Consider the following 17,815-nt stretch of genomic DNA (forward strand, 5'->3'; position numbering starts at 1 on the left):
GTGAACGAAAGTGACACGGGAGTCCCGGCGAACGCGGGGCTGAGAGGGGGCTCGCGAGCCCCGACCGTCAGACCTGACCCGGATCATGCCGGCGCAGGGAGTGAGGTGGAGTGGTGAACGGAACCGTCGCGGTGGTCGGTGGCGGCGTGATCGGACTGTCGATCGCGTGGCGCGCGGCCCGGTCCGGGTGGGCGGTGACCCTGCACGACCCGGCCGTCGGGTCGGGGGCGTCGTGGGTGGCGGGCGGCATGCTCGCCCCGCTGTCCGAGGGCTGGCCCGGCGAGGACGAGGTGCTCGCCGCCGGGGCCGCGTCCCTGGACCGCTGGCCGGGGTTCGGGGCCGAACTCGAACGGGCGACGAGCGAGACGCTGTTCACCTCGCAGAGTTCGATGACCGTCGCGCTGGACGCCGCCGACGCGACGGACCTGCGCACCGTCGCCGAGTGGCTCGACGGGCGCGGCTACCGGCTGGACCTGTTGACCCGCGCGCAGATCCGGGAAGCGGAACCGTCCCTCGCCCCGACGATCAGGCTGGCGCTGCTCGCCGCCGCCGAGTTCGCCGTCGACAACCGCGCGCTGGTGCGGGCGCTGCGGTCCGCGTGTACCGCCGCCGGGGTGACGTTCGTGGCCGAGGCCGTCGCGGACGTGGACGCGCTGCCCGCCGATCAGGTGGTACTCGCCGCAGGCACGGCCGCGGCGCGGCTGTGGCCGGGGCTGCCGGTGCGACCGGTCAAGGGGGAGGTGTTGCGGCTGCGGTATCGGCCCGGCGTGGCGCCCGCGCCGAGCCGGACGATCCGCGCCAGCGTCCACGGCAGGCCGGTGTACCTGGTACCCCGCGGCGACGGACTGGTCGTCGGCGCCACCCAGCACGAGTCCGGTGACGACACCGCCGTGACCGTGGCCGGGGTCCGGGACCTGATCGCCGACGCGCAGGCCCTGATGCCCAGCATCGGCGAGTACGAACTGCACGAGACTGCCGCGGGTCTGCGCCCGATGAGTCCCGACAACCTGCCGATCCTGGGCCGGGTCACCGACCGGGTGGTGCTCGCCGCCGGGCACGGCCGCAACGGCATCCTGCTGACCCCGCTGTCCGCGGACGCGGTGGTCGCCGAACTGAACGGCACGCCGCTGCCGGAGGCGACGTCCTGCCGCCCGGAACGCTTCGGCACACTGGTTTCGACGCACGAATGAGGAATCGATGACAGACATGGTGAACATCGGGATCACCGTCAACGGCGAGGACCACCAGCTGTCCGAACCGACGACGGTGGCGCAGCTTCTCGCCCGTCTCGGCCTGCCCGAGAAGGGCATCGCGGTCGCGGTGGACGGCGCCGTCGTCCCGCGCGCCACGTGGGACCGCGTGATCGAAAAGGGTTGGGAGATCGAGATCCTCACGGCGGTGCAGGGTGGGTGACCAGCTGACGATCGCCGGTCGCACCTTCGGGTCCCGGCTGATCATGGGGACCGGCGGTGCCGCGAACCTGACGGTGCTCGAGGAGGCGCTCGTCGCGTCCGGTACCGAACTGACCACCGTCGCCATGCGCCGGGTCGATGCCGCCGGTGGCACCGGCGTGCTCGACCTGTTGCGCCGGTTGGACATCGCGCCGCTGCCGAACACCGCCGGTTGTCGTGGTGCGGCGGAGGCGGTGCTGACCGCGCAGCTGGCCCGGGAGGCGCTGGAAACCGACTGGGTCAAGCTCGAGGTGATCGCCGACGACCGTACCCTGCTGCCCGATGCCATCGAACTGGTCAGTGCCGCAGAGCAACTCGTAGACGACGGCTTCACGGTGCTGCCGTACACGACCGACGACCCGGTGCTGGCGAAGCGGCTCGAGGACGTCGGTTGCGCGGCGGTGATGCCGCTGGGCGCACCGATCGGCACCGGGCTGGGCATCTGCAACCCGCACAACATCGAGATGATCGTCGAGGCGGCGGGGGTGCCGGTGATCCTCGACGCCGGCATCGGTACCGCGAGCGACGCGACCCGTGCGATGGAACTCGGCTGCGACGCAGTGCTGCTGGCGACCGCGGTCACCCGTGCCAAGGATCCGGCCCTGATGGCGTCCGCGATGGCGTCGGCCGTCACCGCCGGGTACCAGGCGCGGCGGGCCGGCCGGATCCCGAAGCGGTTCTGGGCGCAGGCGTCGTCACCCGAACTATAGGATTTTCGTCCGCCGCGCGGCCTGCCGGACGGGTCGCGCGGCGGTAGTCTCGACAACGTGAACGAGCAGCAATCCGGTCACGCACATCCTGACGGGCAACGAGCCGACGGGAACTTCGAGCTGGCCGCACCCGGAACCATCGACGTCACCCCGGAGATCGACGAGATCGGCGAGCTGCTGCGCAAGTCCGGTCGCGCCCGGCTCGAAGAGGGCCCCGACGCGCCGTGGCGGCACGGCTACCCGTACGACAAGAAGATGACGCGGCGGCAGTACGAGTTCCGCAAACGTGCCCTGCAGATCGAGATGCTCAAGCTGCAGGCATGGGTCAAGGAGAACGACGAGAAGATCGTCATCATCTTCGAGGGCCGGGACGCGGCGGGCAAGGGTGGCGCGATCAAACGGTTCACCGAACACCTCAACCCCCGTGGTGCCCGTGTGATGGCGCTCGAGAAGCCCACCGAACGCGAGCGGACCCAGTGGTACTTCCAGCGGTACGTGGCGCACCTGCCCGCCGGCGGCGAGATCGTCCTGATGGACCGGTCCTGGTACAACCGGGCAGGCGTGGAACGGGTCATGGGCTACTGCACGCCCACCGAGTACCTCGAATTCACCCGATCGGCACCGGAATTCGAACGCATGCTGGTGCAATCGGGCATTCGTCTGGTCAAGTTCTGGTTCTCGGTCGGGCGGGAGGAACAGCACGCGCGGTTCGTGGCCCGGAGCACCGACCCGGTCAAGCAGTGGAAGCTCTCGCCGACCGACCTGGCGAGCCTCGACAAGTGGGACGCCTACACCGAGGCCAAGGAGAACATGCTGTTCTACACCGACACCCCGCACGCGCCGTGGACGATCGTCAAGTCCAACGACAAGAAGCGGGCGCGGCTCGAGGCGATGCGCTGGGTGCTGTCGAAGTTCGACTACGCAGGCAAGGACCCGCGGGTCGTCGGGACCCCGGATCCGTTGATCATCGGTCCGCCGCAGACGGTGTACGACGAGGGCGAGATGCCTGCCGACCGGTTCCCGACCATCCCCGATCCGGTGAGCGGGAACGGTCAGGTCCGACCCTGACATCCCCGACGCGCGCCGTGTCGCGACGACGTCGCGGCCCCGGCGCGGTACCGGCGTGTCATCCCTGAGGACGACACGACGCGCGACCTGTGGAGGATGTGCGCGCCGGGTTTTTCCGGAATGCTGGCGGGCATGATTGAAGTGAGGGGATTGACGAAGACATTCGGGGACGTGAGGGCGGTCGACGACCTGACCTTCACCGTGCGTCCCGGAATCGTCACCGGCTTCCTGGGCCCGAACGGCGCAGGCAAGTCGACAACCATGCGGATGATCCTCGGTCTGGATCGGCCCACCGCCGGTGTCGCGCTGATCGACGGCAAGCCGTACCACGACCTGAAGCAGCCGCTGCGCACCGTCGGTGCCCTGCTGGACGCCAAGTGGGTGCACCCCAACAGGTCCGCGAAAGCGCACCTGCAGTGGATGGCCGCATCCAACGGGATCCCGGGCTCGCGCGTCGACGAGGTGCTGCGGCTGGTCGGCCTGACCGAGGTCGCGGGCAAGAAGGCCGGCGGGTTCTCGCTCGGCATGGCGCAGCGGCTCGGGCTGGCGGGTGCGCTGCTCGGTGACCCGAAGGTGCTGCTCTTCGACGAGCCGGTCAACGGTCTCGACCCGGAGGGCATCGTCTGGATCCGCAAGTTCATGCAGCAGCTGGCCGCGGAGGGGCGCACCGTCCTCGTGTCCAGCCATCTGCTGTCCGAGATGGCGCTGACCGCGGAACATCTCGTCGTGATCGGTCGCGGCCGACTCGTCTCCGACTCGCCGGTCCACGAGTTCGTCGACCGGTCCTCCGAGTCGTCGGTGCGGGTGCGCAGCCCGCAGCTCGACGCACTGAAGTCCGCGCTGGTCGCACAGGGTCTGGCCGTGCAGTCGGACGGCGTCGGGGAGAACGGGGCCGCGGTGCTGATCGTTCGTGGCGCCACCACCGACACGGTCGGGCAGATCGCCGGTGGACGGGGCATCGTCCTGCACGAGCTGTCCGCGCAGCGTGGCTCGCTCGAGGACGCGTTCATGAAGATGACCGGCGACGACGTGCAGTACCAGGCCGACGTGATGGGAGGGGCGCTCTGATGGGTGTCGTGGCAGCGGAACGCATCAAGCTCACCTCGACGAAGTCGCCGTTGTGGTGCACCGTCGCGATCATCGCGCTCGGGCTCGGCCTGGCCGCGGTGATCGGTCTGACCGCGAAAGTGAGCCTGACCGCGTACAACGACCAGCTCGCGAACGGCGAGAATCCGGGCATGGACCCGTTCCTGCCCACGCTGGCCGACGCGGTCGGCGGCGTGACCGGATTCGGCGTGCTCGTCCTGATGATCCTGGCGGCGCTGGCGGTGACCAGCGAGTACCGGTTCGGGATCATCCGGACCACCTTCCAGGCGGTGCCGAAGCGCGACACCGTGCTGATCACCAAGGCCGGGCTGATCGGGATCTTCGGTGCCGTGCTGACGTTCGTGCTGACCTTCGGCGCCTACGCGATCGCCAAGACCACCGCGGGCAGCGAGGCCGGTGCCCTCCTGAAGCTCTCCGGATCCGACGCCTGGCGTGCGATCTACGGCGTGCCGATCTACGCGCTGCTGTGCGTCGTGCTCGCCGTCGCGGTCGGGTCGCTGGTGCGGCAGTCGGCCGGCGCGATCACCCTGCTGCTGTTGTGGCCGCTGCTGATCGAGTCGCTGTTCGGCCTGTTCGGCAAGGTGGGCCGGGAGATCCAGCCGTTCCTGCCGTTCGCGAATGCCAACCACTTCCTCGGCTCCGATCAGGGCATCGACTGGCACTGGGGTCCGTGGGGCAGCCTGGTGTACTTCACCGCGTTCGTCGCGGTCGTGTTCGGGGCGGCCCTGTTCGTCGTCAACCGCCGCGACGCGTAGGCACTTCGTGCCTGTGAGTCCTTTTGGCCCCCACGCGGGCCAAAAGGACTCACAGGCGCATGTGTGTGACCGGTGGTTACACTTCGTCGATGACCGAGCAACCCGAGGGCGGTGACGGACGCGGCCGCGTCGCGTCGGCCCTGGCCTGGGCGTTGGCGGTCGACAGGGCGCCCGCCGCGGTGGACGCAGTCCGCCGGGTGCGCCGGGCGCTGCCCGGCGATCCGGGGTTCGGGGACCCGCTCTCCACCGCCGGACCGGGCGGGGCGCGGGCCGTCGCCCGGGTCGCCGACCGACTCCTCGACGACCACCCCGGGGTCTCCCGGGAGGTCGGCCTCGGCGCGCTGCAGGTGTGGCAGGCGCTGCTCGAACGCACCGGCCGCGGCCGCGGCACCCGCGCGATGACGCTCGTGTTCACCGATCTGGTCGGCTACTCGGACTTCGCGCTCGCCGCCGGCGACGAGGCGACGGTCGAGCTGCTCCGCGCGGTCGCGCGGGCGATCGAACCACCGGTCGCCGACCACGGCGGCCACGTCGTCAAACGGATGGGCGACGGCATGATGGCCGTCTTCGCCCGACCGGATGGCGCGCTCGAGGCGGTGTTCGAGGCCCGCGCCGCACTCGCGACGGTCGAGTGTCACGGCCACCGGCCCCGGATGCGGGTGGGCGTGCACACGGGCATGCCCAGGCAGGTCGGTGCCGACTGGCTCGGCGTGGACGTCAACGTCGCCGCGCGAGTGATGCAGGCGGGGGCCGACGGCAAGGTGATGGCGTCGGCGGCCACCGTCGACGCCCTGGGCTCCGACCGCCTCGACGAGCTGGGATTGCGGGTCCGTCCCTACCGCCGCGGACTGTTCGCCAGCGCCCCGCGCGGAGTGCCGAACGACCTCCAGATGTACACCGTTCGGCCGCTGTGACGCGACCATTGCCTCCAGTGCCAACGGCGCCGACACTGGAGGCATGGTTGATCGGGAACAACGCACACCCTTTTACGGACTCGTCCTGATCCTCGCCGCGATGGCGGGTGCGTTCGCCGTGAACTACTACGGCTACGGGGCCTACTGGTTCCGTATCGCCGTGTATCTCGTGGCGGCGGCCGTGGTCGCGGTCGGGTTCGTGATGACGTTCAGGGACTACTCGCGCTGACCTTCCTCCGCGCCCACGTGCAGGCGCCAGAGCGGCGAGACGGGCCCGTGTCCCGCGCCGAGGTCGTAGGACGCCGCGAGGCAGCGGGTCACCCATTGCTTCCCGAACTCGACGGCCTCGGGCATCGTGCGGCCGTGCGCCAACGCGCACGCCACCGCGGCGGCGAGCGTGTCGCCGCCGCCGTGATCGTTGCCGGTGTCGATCCGCGGGCTGGTGAACTCGTGGAAGCGCTCACCGTCGAACAGCAGGTCGGTCGATTCGGTCGACGTGCGCAGGTGCCCACCCTTGACGAGGGCCCACTGCGCCCCCAATCCGTGGAGCGCCTCGGCGGCGCGACGGGCGGTCGCGTCGTCCACGACGTCGACACCGGTGATCAGCCGCACCTCGTCGAGGTTCGGCGTGACCAGCGACGCGATCGGGATCAATGTGTGCCGCACCGCGTCGAGGGCCTCCGCGTGCAGCAGTGGGTCGCCGTGCATGGACGCGCACACCGGGTCCACCACCAGCGGGACCGGTTGCCCCTTGCCGATGCCCACCTCGGTGCACACCTGCGCGACGGACTCGATGATCGCGGTGGACGCGAGCATGCCGGTCTTCGCGGCGCTCACCCCGATGTCGCCGACCACGCTGCGCACCTGGTCGGCGACGATCTGCGGCGGAATCTCGTGAAAACCACTGACCCCAACGGAGTTCTGCACCGTCACCGCCGCGACGGCGACGCATGCGTGCACACCGAGCATCGCCATCGTGCGGGAGTCGGCCTGGATTCCCGCACCGCCGCCGGAATCGGTCCCGGCGATGGTGAGGGCGCGGACGGGCGTCTGCCCGTCGGGGGTCAGTGGCAGCAGGTTCACAACGAAAAGCCTATCGATCGGTCGAGACGACGGGCAGGTACACCTGGCCGCCGGAACGGGTGAACTCGTCGGACATCTCCGCCATGCCTGCCTCGATCGCGGTCGCGTCGGTCAGGCCGTGCTCCTCGGCGTAGGCCCGGACGTCGGCGGAGATCCGCATGGAGCAGAACTTCGGGCCGCACATCGAACAGAAGTGCGCGGTCTTCGCCGGCTCCGCGGGCAGGGTCTCGTCGTGGTACTCGCGGGCGGTGTCCGGGTCGATGGAGAGCGCGAACTGGTCGTGCCAGCGGAACTCGAAACGGGCCGTGGACAGCGCGTCGTCACGCTCCTGGGCACGCGGATGGCCCTTGGCCAGGTCCGCGGCGTGCGCGGCGATCTTGTAGGTGACGACACCGACCTTCACATCGTCGCGATTCGGCAGTCCCAGATGCTCCTTCGGGGTCACGTAGCAGAGCATCGCGGTCCCGGCCTGGGCGATCATCGCGGCGCCGATCGCCGACGTGATGTGGTCGTAGGCGGGCGCGATGTCGGTGGCAAGCGGGCCGAGGGTGTAGAACGGCGCCTCCTCGCACCACTCCTCTTCCAGTCGCACGTTCTCGACGATCTTGTGCATCGGCACGTGCCCGGGACCCTCGATCATCACCTGCACGCCATGGGATTTCGCGACCTTCGTCAGTTCGCCGAGGGTCCGCAGCTCGGCGAACTGGGCCTCGTCATTGGCGTCGGCGATCGAGCCGGGACGCAGTCCGTCGCCGAGCGAGAAGGTGACGTCGTAGCGGGCGAGGATCTCGCAGAGTTCCTCGAAGTGCGTGTACAGGAACGACTCCCGGTGGTGTGCCAGGCACCAGGCCGCCATGATCGACCCGCCACGCGAGACGATGCCGGTGACCCGCTTCGCCGCCAGCGGTACGTACCGCAGCAGCACCCCGGCGTGCACCGTCATGTAGTCCACGCCCTGCTCACACTGCTCGATCACGGTGTCGCGGTACAGCTCCCACGTCAGCTTCGTCGGGTCGCCGCCGACCTTCTCGAGTGCCTGGTAGATCGGGACCGTGCCGACCGGGACGGGGGAGTTGCGCAGGATCCACTCCCGCGTCTCGTGGATGTTGCGGCCGGTGGACAGGTCCATGATGGTGTCGGCGCCCCAGCGGGTCGCCCACACCATCTTCTCCACCTCCTCAGCGATCGAGGAGGTCACCGCCGAGTTGCCGATGTTCGCGTTGATCTTCACCGCGAACCGCTTGCCGATCACCATGGGTTCGAGTTCCGGGTGGCGCCGGTTGGCGGGGATCACCGCCCGTCCCGCCGCGACCTCCTCGCACACCAGCTCCGGGGAAACCCCTTCGCGGGCAGCGCAATAGCGCATCTCGTCGGTGATCACCCCGGCTCGGGCCCAGCCGAGTTGGGTGGTGGCACCCTCCGGGCGTGGCCAGGACGCGCGTACCGGCGGCAGGCCGGCGTCGAGGTCGATCCGTGCGGACTCGTCGGTGTACGGGCCGGAGGTGTCGTACAGGTCGAGGTGGTCGCCGGTGGTCAGCTGTACGCGCCGGACCGGAATCGACAGCCCGTCGACCTCGAGGTACCGCTTGCTGCTGCCCGCGATCGGACCGGTCGTGACGGCAGTCGTGGCGACGGCGCCGTCGAAGGTTGAGGTGTCCCTCATCGAAATCTCCCTACGCCGGCATTACCCGGTCAGGTTCATACGGTCGACGGCCCTGTCCGCTCGTGGAGAGCTAGCCGTCCTCTCAGCCCGCTGGTGCGAGCCCCCGTGGGTTTGTTGAGTTGTCGCCGCCGACGATAGCCGGGCGCCTCCCGCGGGTGCGGGCCGGGGAGGCGCACCTGTCCGGTTGGCGAGTTTTCTGCGCGTTCCCTGTCGCGCAAACCTGCACCGACCTATAGTGGCGTGGATCACATTTTTGTTACGGGTGGGCAAGGAGACAAGGCCGATGTTCGCGGACACACCGACCGCCGAGGTGATGAACAATGCAGCTCAGAACCGCTTCGAGCTGTGGCTCAACGGCGACCTCGTCGGCATCCTGGGGTATTACGACCTGGAGTCGAACGGCGGAGCGGTGAGCGCCAAACGGCGGGCGGGAGCGCCGGTGGTGTCCTTCCTGCACACCGTCATCGTCGAGGACTTCGGGCACCGCGGCCTGGCCGCCGTGATGGTCCGACGTGCCCTCGACGCGGCGCGGGGGTACGGCTGGAAGATCCGCCCGGTGTGCACCTACCTGCAGCGATTCGTCGTGGCGAACCCCGAGTACCGGGACATGCTGGTGCCGGTGTGATCGCCCGGCGGCGATTCGGCCACGATTCGACGAAGGATGAGCGACAACTTGTCTGTCGGGCCCGCGCCGGGCGGCGAATCGACCCGAATGCTGATTGCATGACGCCATGTTCAAGCGACACCCGGACCAGGCAGCGGCGGTGACGACGCCCGTCGCTGCGCCCGCCGACCCCGCCCTGGCCGAGGTCGAGCACAATCCCGCACACGCGCGCTTCGACCTCTGGGTCGACGGCGATCTGATCGGCATTCTCGGCTACCGCCGGCTCGACGACCGGGACGGCGCTCCCGAGGACGGCGCCGCCGTCGCGCTCATGCACACCGTCGTCAAGGAGGAGTACGGCGGCCGCGGTTGGGCGGCCGTGCTCGTGCGCGAGGTCCTCGAGGAGGCCCGGGTCCGGGGGTGGCGACTGCACCCCGTCTGCACCTACGTGCAGCGTTACCTCGGCACCCACACCGAGTACCTGGGGCTGCTCGACGACGCCGGCTGATCGGCACATCGGTCCAGCTCGCGGCGGTCCCTGGCCCCAGTCTCGCAATAGAATCGAGGGGAGAGGGAGGACGTGTTCCCTCTCCATCTCGAGGAGGTGTTGGCATCATGTCGACAGCGAACCTGCCCATTGAGAAGCACCCGGACATCGCCGCGCTACGTGACAAGTACGACCAGGCCGCGGGCGACCCGCTCGCGCAGACGAACGAGGGTCTGCTCATGCTGGCCGGCCTCTACATGGCCGCGTCGCCGTGGGTCATCGGATTCAGTGGCACAACCACGCTGATGATGAGCAACCTGATCGCCGGACTCGCGACGGCCGTGTTCGCGTTCGGACTCGCGTCGGCCTTCGGCCGCCTTCACGGAGTCGCATTCACACTGCCCGTCCTCGGCGTGTGGATGATCATCTCGCCGTGGGTGGTCACCGGAGTGTCGACGACGACCGGGATGATCTGGTCGAACGTGGTCTGTGGTGCCGTGGTCCTGGTGCTGGGACTCGGCCTGATGGGTATCGGATTCATGCGCACCAGAAGGTGAGGAACCGGAGCAACCCCGTCGGCGGCCCGGGTTGTCGAGCAGCCGGGGACGGTCGTGACCGTCCCCGGCCGGCTTCGTGGACCCGAATTCCGCGCTAGTCGAGTTCGATGACGACGGGCGCGTGATCGCTGGCGCCCTTGCCCTTTCTCTCCTCGCGGTCGATCGAGGCGCCGGTGACGCGGGCGGCCAACGCGGGGGAGGCGTACTGGAAGTCGATCCGCATGCCCTGCCGCTTCGGGAACCGCAACTGCGTGTAGTCCCAGTAGGTGTACACACCCGGGCCGGGGGTGTGCGGACGGGTCACCTCGGCGAACCCGACCTCCTCGAACGCGGCGAACGCGTCCCGTTCCGGCTGCGACGTGTGGGTCTTGCCCTCGAACAGCGCCGGATCCCACACGTCCTCGTCGGTCGGGGCGACGTTCCAGTCCCCGACCAGGGCGACCTGCGCGTTCGGGTCCTCGGCCAACCACTTCGCGGCGTCGTCCCGCAGTGTCGCGAGCCAGTCCAGCTTGTAGGTGTAGTGCGGGTCCGACAGTTCGCGGCCGTTCGGCACGTACAGGCTCCACACCCGGACCCCGCCGCAGGTCGCGCCGATCGCGCGGGCCTCGACGACCGGGGTCACGACGTCGAGTGTGTCGGGCGCCTGCTTGGCGAACCCGGGCTGCCCCTCGAACCCGACCTGCACGTCCTCGAGCCCGACGCGGGAGACGATCGCCACCCCGTTCCACTGGCTCAGGCCGACGTGCGCGACCTCGTAGCCGAGTTCGGTGAACCGCTCGGTCGGGAACTGGTCGTCCCGGCACTTGGTCTCCTGCATGGCGAGCACGTCGGTGTCGGTGCGGGTCAGCCAGTCCACGATCCGGTCCGTCCGGGCTCGCACCGAGTTCACATTCCACGTCGCCAATCGCATGCCCGCAGCGTAGTGCCGCCCACCGACATCGCGACCGTGCGGGTGGAAGGGAAACTCCACCCGCACGGCGGCTCAGCGCTCGGGTGCGGTGGCGTAGCGGTAGCGGTGATGGTCGATGAGCCCGAGGGTGCGGTACAGCTCGATCGCAGGCGCGTTGTCGGCCTCGACCTGAACGTAGGCGTGGGTGGCGCCACGGCCGCGGCCCCACCGGATCATCTCCGCACAGATCAGCATGCCGAGTCCGCGGCGGCGGTGCGCCGGGGCGACCTCGACGGCCGCAAGCCCCACCCAGCGCCGCCCGTCGGGGGCCTCGGTGATCGCGGCGCGGGCGATTGCGAGCAGTTCGGTCTCCGGGCTGCCGAGCGCACCGAACCCGAGCTCGCCGTCCCGGACCGACGCCAGCACCGCCGGCGCCGATTCCGGCAGGGGCGCGCCGCGGTAGTGGTACAGCGGAAGCCACCCGGGTCCCGGTTCCGGGGAGACCGTCACCAGTGACTCGCCTTCCGGCAGCGTCAGGTTCGTGATGTCGGCGGCCATCACCTGCACCTCCGCCGACAGCGTCCAGCCCTCCGGCGCCGCGCCGAGCCGGTGGGGCAGCAGCAGCGTCAGCGGCTGCCCGCGGTCGGCGTACCAGGCCCGCAGCCGGTCCAGGGTGTCGCCCGAATGCAGGTCACCGATCCGGTGCGCCCGCCCCAGCGGCGCCGCGGCGTTGGCGCGGCGGGTGAACCCCCCGCCGCTGCGGGCCAACCAGCCGTCGATCCACGACTGTTCGGTTCCCGGCCAGCCGTCCGCGGCCGCCAGTTCGAGCGCCCGGATCTCCCGCGTCGTGACCCGGCGCGGCCCGATCGCCTTGAGCGCCACCACCTGGTCCGCGGACACCTGAACCACCCGGCCGTCCTCGGCGCGCACCACCACGGCCGGCGTCAGGGCGACGAGTTCCCCGATGATGTCGGTCAACGGTTGGGGATAGCCCGGCGGCAGTTTGTACCGCAGGACGACCCGGCTGCCGAGTCGCGGCGCGGTGGGCAATTGCACGGTCGCCGCGGACGCGCCCTCGTCCGCGGATGTGGGGCCACCGGTCGGCTCGGGGCTTGCGTCACCGGTCGGCTCGGTGTCGGGTCCGGCACTCGGTTCCGGTGTGGGACCACCGGTCGGCTCGGGGCTTGGACCACCGGTCGACTCGGTGTCGGGTCCGGCACTCGGTTCGGGGGTGGGACCACCACTCGGTTCGGGTGTGGTTGCGTCGCGTTCGGTCGCCTCGCGGCGGCGATGTCTACCGGTGCCCGCTGGGGCGTCAGTCATCGTGTCCGAACGGGTCCTCGACCGTGCCGGGGGTCCAGGTCAGCCCCGGCACGCCCCAGCCGGACCGCTTGATGATCTTCTTCGCGGCGCGCGCGTGCCGCCCGATCAGCACGTCGGTGTAGAGGAAGCCGTCGAGGTGCCCGACCTCGTGCTGCAGCATCCGGGCGAAGAATCCGGTGCCCTCGATCTCGACGGGTTCACCGTTCACGTCGACGCCGGTCACCTTCGCCCAGTCGGCGCGGCCGGTCGGGAACTGCTCGCCCGGCACCGACAGGCAGCCCTCGTCGTCGTCCTCCGGGTCCGGCATCGTCTCGGGGATCTCCGAGGTCTCGAGGACGGGGTTGATCACCTCGCCGCGACGGCGCGCACCCTTGGGGTCGGCGTCGTAGTCGGGGCAGTCGTAGACGAACAGGCGCAGCGGGACGCCAACCTGGTTGGCGGCCAGGCCGACGCCGTTGGCCTCGTCCATCGTGTCGTACATGTCGGCCACGAGTTCGGCGATCTCGGACAGCGGCTGGGTCACCGGCTTGGTCGGCTGGTGGAGTACCGGGTCGCCCACGATCACGATCGGAAGAATTGCCATGCGGGAAAGAATAATGGTGGCGATCGGCCCGGCCGTTTCCCGGTTGCCCCGATGCCGGGGCGTGTTGTCGGGTCGTGGGATCCGCGAGCGACGCGCCGTCGGCGCGAAGCCCTGGGTGAGCGCGGCGACCGTGGTTGAATGGACGCGCAGAAGTACAGGGTTGTAATTCGTCGTCCGGTGAAATGGACCCGATCGGGCGGCCGGGGAGCTTCACGCTTCGCCGAAGTATGGGGCGAGAGCTCGAAGTTGAGGAGTGAGATGGACGGCGCAGTCGCGCGTAGCCGGAATTCGCAGCCCACCGACGACCGGGACGCCAACGAGGTCGGCGCGGACGGACTCACCCGTCGCGATCACGACATCCTGTCCTTCGAGCGCCAGTGGTGGAAGTACGCCGGCGCAAAAGAAGACGCCATCAAGGAACTGTTCGACATGTCCGCGACGCGCTATTACCAGGTCCTCAACGCGCTGGTCGACCGCCCGGAGGCGCTCGCCGCGGATCCGATGTTGGTCAAGCGTCTTCGCCGGTTGCGTGCCAGCCGGCAGAAGGCCCGCGCCGCCCGCCGTCTCGGTTTCGACGTCACCTAGATGCCGCCGACCATGTCCGGACCCGTAAGGTCGAGACGGTGAGCACCCCGCAGCCGGCACCGTCGGGACCCCCACTACGCGCGCTCGCGATGGTTCTCATCGCACTGGCGATCGCCTTCGCGGGCATCGGTGCGATGACCCTGTCCAACTCGGGTTCGGACCCGCAGTCAGCCGATGTCGTGCCCAGCGTCGCGCCGGTCAAGGCGGCCCCGAACAGCCCCGCCGCGTCGGCTCGCCCGACGACCCCGGCGCCGGTCACCAGCGCCGCAGCGGTCGTGGCCTCGGCCGGCGCGCCGACCGCAGCATCGACGTTCGATCGGTCCGCGGTCCAGGTTCGGGTCTTCAACAACAGCACCGTCAGCGGGCTGGCCGCCGAGACCGCCGGGACCCTCGAGTCGGACGGCTGGACGGTGTCCGAGACCGGCAACTACAGCAGTGGCAACGTTGCGAAGACGACGGCCTTCTACAGCGCGAACTCCGCGACCGAGAAGCAAGCCGCGCAGCAGATCGCCGCGGAACTCGGGATCACCGCCGAGCAGCGTTTCGCCGGCATCGCGACCGCATCGCCGGGCGTGATCGTGATCGTCACCTCGCCATAGGCGACCCCCGCTGCCGTTCAACTATGCGGCGTCGTAGACCACCGGTCGGTCGGTTCCACCGGCTGGCTATGATCAGTGCACTTCCAGCCCATCTCGAAGGAGCGGTTTGATGGCCTTGCTTACCCGACGCGATTCGCAGACGACCCGGTCGGGCCGCGTGTCCCTGCGCGTCGTCGCCCCGATGGTTGCGATCGCAGCCGCGGGCCTCACCGCGTGCAGCCCGCCCAACCAGGTCGCGAGCGACGTCCCGGGCACCACCCCGGCGGTGTGGACCGGTGTGGCGGCCCCCGAGGGTGGTCAGGGTGCCGAGGGCCACGGCGCCGAGCATGCCGATCGTCTCAACACCGTGCTCAAGGGCGCGGACGGCAAGGCCGCCGGCACGGTGACCTTCGTCGGCTCCGGCGACAACGTCGTCGTGACCGTCGCCGCGAACGGCCTCCAGCCGGGCTTCCACGGCCTGCACATCCACACGGTCGGTACCTGTGAGGGCGACTTCGCGTCCGCCGGCGGACATCTCCAGGTCGAGGGGCACAGCGGCCACCCGTCGAGCGGTGACCTGCCGTCGCTGTTCGTTCGCGAGGACGGCAACGGGAACCTGACCACCACCACCGACGCGTTCACGATCGAGGACCTGCAGAACCACGGTGAGGGCCGCGCGATCGTCGTGCACTCCGGTGCCGACAACTTCGCCAACATCCCCACCCGGTACGCGCCGGCACCCGACCAGACCACTCTCGACACCGGTGACGCCGGCTCCCGCGTCGCCTGCGGTGTGATCAAGTAACACCACCGCCGAGTCGATCGGGGGCTCCGCCCCGAACACCCGCGACGCCGCGGCCGGATGACCTCGACCACAGGTCGGTTCCCGGTCGCGGCGTTGTCGTCTGCACTGTGGTTGGATTCGGGCTGTGGCAGTCCATTTCGCCGGTTCGCCCCGGCCCACGATCGGCGTCGAATGGGAGGTCGCACTGGTCGACCCGATCACGCGCGACCTGACCAACAGCGCCGCGCAGGTACTGTCCGCCGCCGACGAGCTGGCGGACGGGGCCACGCCGCGGCTGCACAAGGAGTTCCTGCGAAACACCGTGGAACTGGTCACCGGGATCTGTGACACCACCGCCGAGGCGATGGACGATCTGCGGGAGACGATGACGCTGCTGCGCCGGGCCACCGCCCGGGAGAACGTCGAGCTGATGTGCGCGGGCACACACCCCTTCGCGCAGTGGTCTGCGCAGCAGGTGACCCCCAACCCGCACTACGACGAGATGATCGAACGCACCCAGTGGTGGGGTCGGCAGATGCTGATCTGGGGTGTGCACGTGCACGTCGGGGTGTCCTCGGCGCACAAGGTGTTCCCGATCATCAACGCCCTGCTGGTCAAGTACCCGCATCTGCTGGCGCTGTCCGCGTCGTCGCCGATGTGGGCGGGCGTCGACACCGGGTACGCCAGCAACCGGGCGCTGATGTTCCAGCAGCTGCCGACCGCCGGGCTCCCGTTCCAGTTCGAGACGTGGGCGCAGTTCGAGGGCTTCGTGCACGACCAGATGAAGACCGGGGTGATCGAGCGGCTCGGGGCGCTGCACTGGGACATCCGGCCCGCGCCGCAGTGGGGCACCATCGAGGTCCGGGTCTGCGACGGCGTGTCCACGCGAGCGGAGTTGGAGTCGCTCGTCGCGTTGATTCACTGTCTGGTCGTGCACTTCGACCGGCAACTCGACGCCGGTGTGGAACTGCCGGGTATGCCGCCCTGGCACGTGCAGGAGAACAAGTGGCGGGCCGCCCGCTACGGCCTCGACGCCGAGATCATCCTCGACGTCGACAGCAACGAACGCCTCGTCACCGACGACCTCGACGACCTGCTCGAGCAGCTGGCCCCGCTCGCCGCGGAACTCAGGTGTGCGGACGAACTGTCCCGGGTCGCCGACATCCCGCGGCACGGCGCGTCCTATCAGCGGCAGCGTGCGGTCGCGGCCGCGCACGGTGGTGACCTGACCGCGGTCGTCGACTCGCTGGTTCACGAACTGGACCGTTAAGGTGCTGTTCACACGCGGTTTACTATGTACGCGTGCTGATCGACGACTCACCCGTTTCCACGCCCTGGCGACGGCCGGGTGGAGCGAGAGTTGTCGCGGGCGGCGCGGCGGTCGCGGTGGTCCTCGCGATGCTGATCCTCCAGGTGATCGCCGCCCGCTCCGGCTTCGAGGGGCCGCTGCAGTCCCTGGCCCGTGACTTCGTCGGCACCCCCAAGTCGATGTCCGTGCCGTGGGCCGGGCTGGCGTTGGGGCTCGTCGGGCTGACCAACCGGCAGCGGATCGTCGCGGTCGCCGCCGCGATCGGCATCGACCTGGTGGCTCTCGCCGTCCGACTGCTCGACGGCGGCCCCGTAGCGGTCGGGAACGGACCGACCTGGGTGCTCCTCGGCATCGCCGTCGTCGCGGCCGCGCGCTGGACCGGGGACCGTCGGGGCAGCGCGTTGCTCGGTGCCGGGCTCGGGGCACTGCTGATCGTCGCCACCAAGATCGGCGACGTCTGGTTGCAGATCACGGTGATGACGCGGCCCGCGGTCCTCGACGAGTACGTCGAACTCGCCGACCGCGCCTTCGGTAGCCCGTCCTGGGTGCTCGGGCAGGTGGTCGATGCCCTCGGGCCGGTCGGCTACGGCGTCCTGCACTGGGTGTACATCGAGTTGCCCGTCGCGGCGATCGTCGTCGCGCTGTACCAGCTGCGGAACGGCTGGCCGGCGCACCACCTGGTCCGCACGTTCCTGGCGATCGGCCTGATCGGGCCGCTGTTCTATCTGCTGTTTCCGGTCGTCGGACCGGATTTCGCGTTCGGCACCGCGGGGCAGGGCGCGCAGCTGGGTGACTACTGGCCGACGGTGATCCCAACCGGCACCGACCCGGCCTCGTTCGTGTTCGACAGTCCGGCACCCCGCAACTGCATGCCCAGCCTGCACACCGCGTGGGCGCTCGCGATCTTCGTCCACTCGCGGCGCGGGCCACGGTGGCTGCGCTGGGGCGGCGCCTTCTGGCTGGTGTGCACGCTGATGGCGACCCTCGGCTTCGGCTACCACTACGGCGTCGACCTGGTCGCCGGTGCCGTGCTGTGCCTGACCATCGAGGCGGCCCTGCGCGACCCCGAACGCGGGTGGGACCGGTTCCGGATCCGGCTCGTGGTCGGCGGCGCCGTCGCGTTCGCCGCGCTGCTCGCGAGCTATCGATACCTGGCCGCGCCGATCGCCGCCGTGCCGGTCGTGTCGGTGCCGGTGATCCTCGGCGTCCTTGCCGCCGTCGTCGTCGGCTTCTACTCCACCTTCTTCGCCGCACCCGAGTCGGCGCTGGGCCGGTGGGGCGGGCGGAGTGCCGGGCAGTTCGTGACGGTCTGAGGGCACCGTCGCCGGTCAGCCGTCGAACCGGACCGTCCCCCGTCGAGGTCGA

General features: G+C 69.9%; 21 protein-coding genes and 2 riboswitches. Of the genes, 16 read left to right on the top strand and 5 right to left on the bottom strand.

Annotation, left to right across the window (positions count from 1 at the left end):
* The first annotated feature begins 5 nt into the window (after positions 1-5).
* Positions 6-117, top strand: a riboswitch (TPP riboswitch).
* The 8 genes from thiO to ACWDUM_RS22640 all read left to right on the top strand — a co-directional run bounded on the left by thiO (position 114) and on the right by ACWDUM_RS22640 (position 6,234).
* Positions 114-1,190 carry a glycine oxidase ThiO gene (gene thiO / locus ACWDUM_RS22605; RefSeq protein ID WP_450135718.1) on the top strand — a complete coding sequence of 359 codons (1,077 nt, stop codon included), beginning with the start codon at positions 114-116 and terminating at the stop codon, positions 1,188-1,190. It overlaps the preceding riboswitch by 4 nt.
* Positions 1,191-1,197: 7 nt before the next feature.
* Positions 1,198-1,413: a sulfur carrier protein ThiS gene (gene thiS / locus ACWDUM_RS22610; RefSeq protein WP_450135719.1), complete on the top strand. Its 216-nt coding sequence runs from the start codon at positions 1,198-1,200 to the stop codon at positions 1,411-1,413.
* Positions 1,406-2,161, top strand: coding sequence for a thiazole synthase (gene thiG / locus ACWDUM_RS22615; protein WP_450116841.1), 756 nt, complete (start codon positions 1,406-1,408; stop codon positions 2,159-2,161). The genes thiS and thiG overlap by 8 nt, the downstream gene beginning before the upstream one ends.
* A gap of 120 nt (positions 2,162-2,281) precedes the next feature.
* A complete protein-coding gene (ppk2, locus tag ACWDUM_RS22620; protein ID WP_450136021.1) occupies positions 2,282-3,229 on the top strand; it encodes a polyphosphate kinase 2 in 948 nt (315 codons plus the stop codon).
* A gap of 132 nt (positions 3,230-3,361) precedes the next feature.
* Entirely contained in the window at positions 3,362-4,297 is a 936-nt protein-coding gene (locus ACWDUM_RS22625) for an ABC transporter ATP-binding protein (protein ID WP_450135720.1), read from the top strand.
* A complete protein-coding gene (locus ACWDUM_RS22630) occupies positions 4,297-5,091 on the top strand; it encodes an ABC transporter permease (RefSeq protein ID WP_450116843.1) in 795 nt (264 codons plus the stop codon). The genes ACWDUM_RS22625 and ACWDUM_RS22630 overlap by 1 nt, the downstream gene beginning before the upstream one ends.
* An 89-nt stretch (positions 5,092-5,180) precedes the next feature.
* Positions 5,181-6,005 carry an adenylate/guanylate cyclase domain-containing protein gene (locus ACWDUM_RS22635; protein WP_450116844.1) on the top strand — a complete coding sequence of 275 codons (825 nt, stop codon included), beginning with the start codon at positions 5,181-5,183 and terminating at the stop codon, positions 6,003-6,005.
* A gap of 43 nt (positions 6,006-6,048) precedes the next feature.
* Positions 6,049-6,234, top strand: a complete 186-nt coding sequence (locus ACWDUM_RS22640; protein WP_450116845.1) for a hypothetical protein — start codon at positions 6,049-6,051, stop codon at positions 6,232-6,234.
* Here the strand turns inward: ACWDUM_RS22640 and thiD are convergent.
* Positions 6,222-7,088, bottom strand: coding sequence for a bifunctional hydroxymethylpyrimidine kinase/phosphomethylpyrimidine kinase (gene thiD, locus ACWDUM_RS22645; protein WP_450116846.1), 867 nt, complete (start codon positions 7,086-7,088; stop codon positions 6,222-6,224). The two genes, ACWDUM_RS22640 and thiD, sit on opposite strands and share 13 nt — an antisense overlap.
* A gap of 10 nt (positions 7,089-7,098) precedes the next feature.
* Entirely contained in the window at positions 7,099-8,751 is a 1,653-nt protein-coding gene (thiC, locus tag ACWDUM_RS22650) for a phosphomethylpyrimidine synthase ThiC (protein WP_450135721.1), read from the bottom strand.
* A riboswitch (TPP riboswitch) is annotated at positions 8,742-8,868 on the bottom strand. It overlaps the preceding gene by 10 nt.
* A gap of 166 nt (positions 8,869-9,034) precedes the next feature.
* Between thiC and ACWDUM_RS22655 the strand changes: the two genes are divergently transcribed.
* The 3 genes from ACWDUM_RS22655 (at position 9,035) to ACWDUM_RS22665 (ending at position 10,399) form a co-directional block, all read left to right on the top strand.
* Positions 9,035-9,376, top strand: a complete 342-nt coding sequence (locus tag ACWDUM_RS22655) for a GNAT family N-acetyltransferase (RefSeq protein WP_450116848.1) — start codon at positions 9,035-9,037, stop codon at positions 9,374-9,376.
* Positions 9,377-9,482: 106 nt separating this feature from the next.
* Positions 9,483-9,863 carry a GNAT family N-acetyltransferase gene (locus tag ACWDUM_RS22660; protein WP_450116849.1) on the top strand — a complete coding sequence of 127 codons (381 nt, stop codon included), beginning with the start codon at positions 9,483-9,485 and terminating at the stop codon, positions 9,861-9,863.
* A gap of 107 nt (positions 9,864-9,970) precedes the next feature.
* Positions 9,971-10,399, top strand: coding sequence for an SPW repeat protein (locus ACWDUM_RS22665; protein ID WP_450116850.1), 429 nt, complete (start codon positions 9,971-9,973; stop codon positions 10,397-10,399).
* Between the two features lie 94 nt (positions 10,400-10,493).
* On the opposite strand, the gene ACWDUM_RS22670 is transcribed toward ACWDUM_RS22665, so the two are convergent.
* The 3 genes from ACWDUM_RS22670 to ACWDUM_RS22680 form a co-directional block, all read right to left on the bottom strand.
* On the bottom strand, positions 10,494-11,309 hold the full coding sequence (locus tag ACWDUM_RS22670) for an exodeoxyribonuclease III (protein WP_450116851.1): 816 nt from the start codon (positions 11,307-11,309) through the stop codon (positions 10,494-10,496).
* A gap of 72 nt (positions 11,310-11,381) precedes the next feature.
* Positions 11,382-12,338 carry an N-acetylglutamate synthase, CG3035 family gene (locus ACWDUM_RS22675; protein WP_450136022.1) on the bottom strand — a complete coding sequence of 319 codons (957 nt, stop codon included), beginning with the start codon at positions 12,336-12,338 and terminating at the stop codon, positions 11,382-11,384.
* Between the two features lie 265 nt (positions 12,339-12,603).
* Complete coding sequence (locus tag ACWDUM_RS22680) at positions 12,604-13,194, bottom strand: peptide deformylase (RefSeq protein ID WP_450116852.1); 591 nt, start codon at positions 13,192-13,194, stop codon at positions 12,604-12,606.
* Between the two features lie 258 nt (positions 13,195-13,452).
* Here ACWDUM_RS22680 and ACWDUM_RS22685 point away from each other — a divergent pair, with 258 nt between their 5' ends.
* From ACWDUM_RS22685 to ACWDUM_RS22705, 5 genes are all read left to right on the top strand, one after another.
* A complete protein-coding gene (locus ACWDUM_RS22685; protein WP_450116853.1) occupies positions 13,453-13,779 on the top strand; it encodes a DUF3263 domain-containing protein in 327 nt (108 codons plus the stop codon).
* A 38-nt stretch (positions 13,780-13,817) separates the two neighbouring features.
* Positions 13,818-14,378: a LytR C-terminal domain-containing protein gene (locus tag ACWDUM_RS22690; RefSeq protein ID WP_450135722.1), complete on the top strand. Its 561-nt coding sequence runs from the start codon at positions 13,818-13,820 to the stop codon at positions 14,376-14,378.
* 109 nt (positions 14,379-14,487) lie between these two features.
* The gene (sodC, locus tag ACWDUM_RS22695) at positions 14,488-15,162 is read left to right on the top strand and encodes a superoxide dismutase[Cu-Zn] (protein WP_450117086.1); all 675 of its coding nucleotides are present in this window, start codon (positions 14,488-14,490) and stop codon (positions 15,160-15,162) included.
* Between the two features lie 124 nt (positions 15,163-15,286).
* Entirely contained in the window at positions 15,287-16,411 is a 1,125-nt protein-coding gene (locus ACWDUM_RS22700) for a glutamate--cysteine ligase (protein ID WP_450135723.1), read from the top strand.
* Between the two features lie 32 nt (positions 16,412-16,443).
* Positions 16,444-17,763 (top strand): DUF5933 domain-containing protein, encoded by a 1,320-nt coding sequence (locus ACWDUM_RS22705; protein WP_450135724.1) that lies wholly within the window; start codon positions 16,444-16,446, stop codon positions 17,761-17,763.
* Positions 17,764-17,815: the final 52 nt, after the last annotated feature.

The sequence above is a fragment of the Rhodococcus sp. NPDC003322 genome, assembly GCF_053589555.1.